The following is a 4,535-nucleotide window of genomic DNA, read 5'->3' on the forward strand; positions in this document are numbered from 1 at the left end:
ACATCGGACAGACCCACTGGCCACAAACCTGAAACGGTGACCCGCGAAGTCCGGGTCTAGAAGAAGATGCAGGAGACCGGCAGCGCCGCCGGCACCGCCCACCAGGTACATCGCACCCTCCGTACCGCTCTCAACGAGGCTGTGCGCCGAGGGCACGCCATCCGAAATCCGGCGACGATCGCGAAGGCCCCGCGCCTCGAAGAGGACGAAGTCGAGCCGTACTCGGTCGAGGAGGTCCAGCGGCTCTTGGCGGAGGCGGGGAAACACCGCAATGCGGCCCGCTGGGTCATCGCCCTGGCGCTCGGTCTCCGTCAGGGCGAGGTCCTCGGTATGCAGTGGACCGACGTCGACTTCGAGCTCGGAGTCATCCGCGTCCGACGAGGCCGCCTGCGGCCCCGCTACGAGCACGGCTGCGGGCGCAAGCCCGGCTTCTGCCCGCAGAAGATCAACGTCGGCGCGAGACCAAGAGCGTGAAGTCACGGGCCGGGCAGCGGCCTATCGGCGTTCCGGACGAGCTGATGGACCTGCTCCGCCGGCACAAGGAGGAGCAGGGCCGAGAGCGGGCTCTCGCTCGGGACCTCTGGACGGAGAAGGGGTATGTCTTCACCTCGCCGGTCGGCGAACCCTTGAACCCGAACACCGACTTCCACCGGTGGAAGGACCTCCTGAAGGCTGCGGGAGTCCGCGACGGCCGCCTTCACGACGCCCGCCACACAGCGGCCACTGTCCTGCTGATTCTCGGGATCTCCGACGCTGTCGTCGACAGCATCATGGGCTGGGAGCCCGGCAAGTCCGCTCGGATGCGTCGCCGCTACCAGCACATGACCGGACCCGTCCTGCAGCAGACTGCCGCCAAGATCGGAGCCCTGCTCTGGGCCGCGCCTGCGGACGTGGCGGTGGAGGCAGGCTCCGGGGCCGCCGTGTGCCCCGGTTCTGCCTTGGTCGACTCAGCGGTCTACCTCGCCGACCTCGGTGGCCGACGCCTGGCCTTCGCTTCCCGAGAGCACGCGGACCGGGTGGTTGCACAATGGGGCGAGGACCGGCCCGGGCGAGCGGCTCAGGTCGAGGAGCTGGAGCGGGAACAGTGGGAGGACGAGGCGGGTGGCGGCATCCAGTTCATCCGCCACAAGATCCCTGACCGTCGGATGGTGCACCACGCCCATGCCGTGTTCCTGGCCGGAGGGGAACGGCTCAACGTCGGAAGTCCAGCCCAATGGTCAACGTGGGCATGGGAATTCGAGCCCGACCTGTACACGGACCTGCCGGTGCGTTGGCACACTTCGTGTCGGCCAGGCCAGGAGATCGAGGCCCAAGTGCGCGGCACGGACAAGGATGCCGTCTCGTCGGCCTACGTGGAGGCGTGCGCACAAGCTGTGGACCGCGCGCGGAACCCCGGCACGTACGGCGACGGGCAGAGGTAGGGGTCCTCGCTCCTTCGAAGGGAACCGAATACGGGGCCTCGACCAAGTTGGTCGAGGCCCCGTTCGTCATTCCTAGCCGGGAAGCCCGAGCTCCTTCAGATACGTGAGGCGGGCATTTATGGCAGCCGAGAAGTGCCGCCAGTCAAGGCTGTTCACCAGTTCGACGGGCTTGGGGTCCTCGGCCGAGGACGTGACGTAGCAAGCGGCGTCGTACAGCTGCTCGGCCACAAGGCGCTCGCAGAAGATCCCGAACCGGTCCTGGTACGAAGTGCCGTGCCAGATCGAATCGGCAGGCAGCGCGCCCTCCGCGATGTTGACCTGCCTCCGAGAGCCGCTGCCGTCCTCCATGATGAAGAAGTAGCCGAGCCAGGGCTTTTCCTGCGGATACAGCTCGGCCAAGGCGGCCCGTCGCAGATCCACCGCGCTGCCGAGCGCTTCCTCGACCCTGTTGTTGTAGTTGTTGCCGAAGGAGGGTCCACCCAAAGCCTTGAGCTCGAAGGCCGCGACAAGTACGCCCTCGTGGACGACCACCAGGTCCCACTGCTTCTGGGGGCGGTAGTAACCGGGGAGTTCCAGTCCTTGTTTTTTGGTGACCCGGATGTTCTCGGGCGGGTAGCCGGCTTCGAGGAAGAACTTCGACAAGAGGATCGCGATCGCATCGAAGTGCTTGCCACCGCGTACGGATCCGGCGGTGCCGGCGCCGACCGCGGCCTTGATCGCGGACTGTTCCCGCTGCAGCTGCTTGGCGCCCCAATAGGTCGCTATCGCGTCCTCGAAGTCCTGGCGGGTGACCGTCAAGATCCGTTCTCCTAGTCAGGAAGCTCGGCAAGTCCGTAGACGCGTAGGGCGGCCTCAGTGGCGGCCCTCACGTCTCGCTTGTCGAAAGCTGCCGCCAGGGCTTCTCGGTCGCGCTCGCTGATCGCTTCCGGGTCAGGGACTCGGATCTTGCGGAGGTACTGAGCCTGGAAACGGAGGGTCCCCCCTCGCATCTTGACGGCATAAGCCTCCACGAATGCTTCCGCGATCTTGGAGAGGAGCAAGCCACCCAGCACGCGCATGTCCCAGACGTCCGAGACGATGAAGTACAGGTTGTGGTGAGGGTACAGTCCGCCCTCATCGAGTACGGGATGGATCGTCAGCTTCATGTCCGGGAAGAGCAACTTGGGCCGACGGGTCAGGGTGTGATCGACCTTGTCGATGGTCTTGTACCAGCGGTGGGGCTGTTTGACCGCCACATAGCGCTTGCGCAGCGCGGCTCCGTGCTCATCGAGATACTTGGCAAGCCGTGGATACGCGGCGAGGTCGACCAGGGCGCCGCCGGTCGTCCAGGGGTTGACCAGGTAGGTGCCGTTCCAGTGGAGCGTGCCGCTCGTGGTGTCGCGGACCATGGCCATCGGCAGGAGCCGGTCGTCTTCGATCAACGTGCCGTCGTCGGTGAGGAAGACCTTGTCCGCTCCGGTGGCGATGCCGATGCCGACCCGGGTACCGGTCTTCTCGCTCTCAAGCAGTTGGAAGCGCTCTGTCAGATCCTCGAGGACTGCCAGTCGGGCAGGTGAGGCACTCGGCCAGGAGTCCTCGTCCGGGAACCAGTGCGGCATGCGAGCGGCCTGGAACGCCGGTGTCGTGACTGATCCTGTCTGGTCAGTCGCGTACCAGCGCGCGAAGTCGGTGGCTTCAGGAGCGCCGAATGCTCGCGTGGTGTCCGCTGCCACGGCGGTGCCCTGGGGCCGCTTGCTGATGAGCGTGATGGCGGGGTAGGCAGAGACCTGGTCGTCGAAGGCGTCCACATCGTGCATGACCAGAGCCAGGTCCATGCTGAAGCTCTTGGTCACCAGCTGCCGCAGCCGCCGGCCGTACTGATTGCGCATCCAGCGGTCCGCGCAGATGAAGCCCAGCTGCCCTCCTGGCCCGAGGCTTCGGAGCGCGACCTCGAAGAAGCCGACGTAGATGTCTGCACGTCCGCCCATGGTGGGGCACGCGTGACGGTAGGCAGCCATCCTGTCCGCCGGGACGTCCTCCAGACGGATGTAGGGCGGGTTGCCGACCACGTAGTCCGCGCGCTGGGTCGCTTCGGGCTGGAGTAGGTAGTCACCCCGCTCGATCCAGGATGCCGCCACCTGCTGGGCATCAGCAGGATGCCAGCCGTCGTCGACCAACTGCTTCTCGACGACTTCGCGGCTTCTGTGGACGTTGCGCTCCAGCAGATCGAGGGCACGCACGGCCCCACGCGCGTCACCGATGGGACGGTTCTGTTCGCGGCAGGATGCGCTGATCCGCGACGCCACAGCTCCCAGAAACGCTCCTGAGCCGCATGCCGGCTCCACGAGGTTCAAGTCGCAGAGGGCCTTGTCCGAGGTGTAGCCCACGAGGTCGAGGATCAGATCGACGACCCAGCGCCGCGTGAACACCTCGCCGTGCTCCACGGCCTCCTCGGGGACCGAAGGGAGGGTGTGGAGGGCGGTGTCGAAGAACAGGGGAGTGGCCACGTCTTGACACTACTAGGGAGGATTTCGGCCACGAGAGTTATCCACAGGGATGCCCGCGCTCAACGGAGTGATCTGCCTCCAACCGCGGAGCATCGGGCGCGTGGGTCTCATGAGGTTGACCTTCATGCGTACCGCGGTGAATGAGAGTGCGCTCCAGCCCCTTGCTGGTGCCGCCTCTCGTGAAGATCGATCTCGATAGGAGCGAGATCCGTAAAGCGTCGTGACGATCACCCGGCAGAAGCTGCACTTTGCGAGTAGCACCTTCGGGCTTGACCTCGATTGGAGGGCCCTCAGCACGATTGACCTCGTGAGCGTTGCTACGTTCCAGACGACCTTCGTCAACACCCACGGCCAGCAGGTGACGACGATGGTGCACACCCCATGGGCGTCTCTTGCCTTCGCTGTCGCCGCCATCACCGCGTTTTCCCGCGCATCCTCGGCTGCTGAGCGGTGGATGGCTCCCTCCGGGGTTCGAGCAGAGGTGTGCCCGTGTGGGCCGGTCGTGCCGCCCGGCTGCCGCGCTTGCAGCGAAGCAGCACGGCAACTGAGACCAAAACTGAGACCACGCACGAAGAAGGGCCCCACCGCGAACGGTGGGGCCCTTCGACATCGTGCCCGGTGAGGCACT

The 4,535-nt window shown here is 65.8% G+C and carries 2 protein-coding genes and 1 pseudogene; 1 reads left to right on the top strand and 2 read right to left on the bottom strand.

The window, feature by feature from the left end; translation table 11 throughout:
• Positions 1 to 60 precede the first annotated feature (60 nt).
• Positions 61 to 1,421: pseudogene (locus RB628_RS42840) on the top strand (tyrosine-type recombinase/integrase); the annotation flags it as partial.
• A 72-nt stretch (positions 1,422 to 1,493) separates the two neighbouring features.
• Here the strand turns inward: RB628_RS42840 and RB628_RS39425 are convergent.
• Complete coding sequence (locus RB628_RS39425; RefSeq protein ID WP_318325468.1) at positions 1,494 to 2,219, bottom strand: PaeR7I family type II restriction endonuclease; 726 nt, start codon at positions 2,217 to 2,219, stop codon at positions 1,494 to 1,496.
• An 11-nt stretch (positions 2,220 to 2,230) separates the two neighbouring features.
• Positions 2,231 to 3,907, bottom strand: coding sequence for an Eco57I restriction-modification methylase domain-containing protein (locus tag RB628_RS39430; protein ID WP_318325469.1), 1,677 nt, complete (start codon positions 3,905 to 3,907; stop codon positions 2,231 to 2,233).
• Positions 3,908 to 4,535: the final 628 nt, after the last annotated feature.

The sequence above is a fragment of the Streptomyces sp. ADMS genome (assembly GCF_033441795.1).
Classification (GTDB): Bacteria; Actinomycetota; Actinomycetes; order Streptomycetales; family Streptomycetaceae; genus Streptomyces.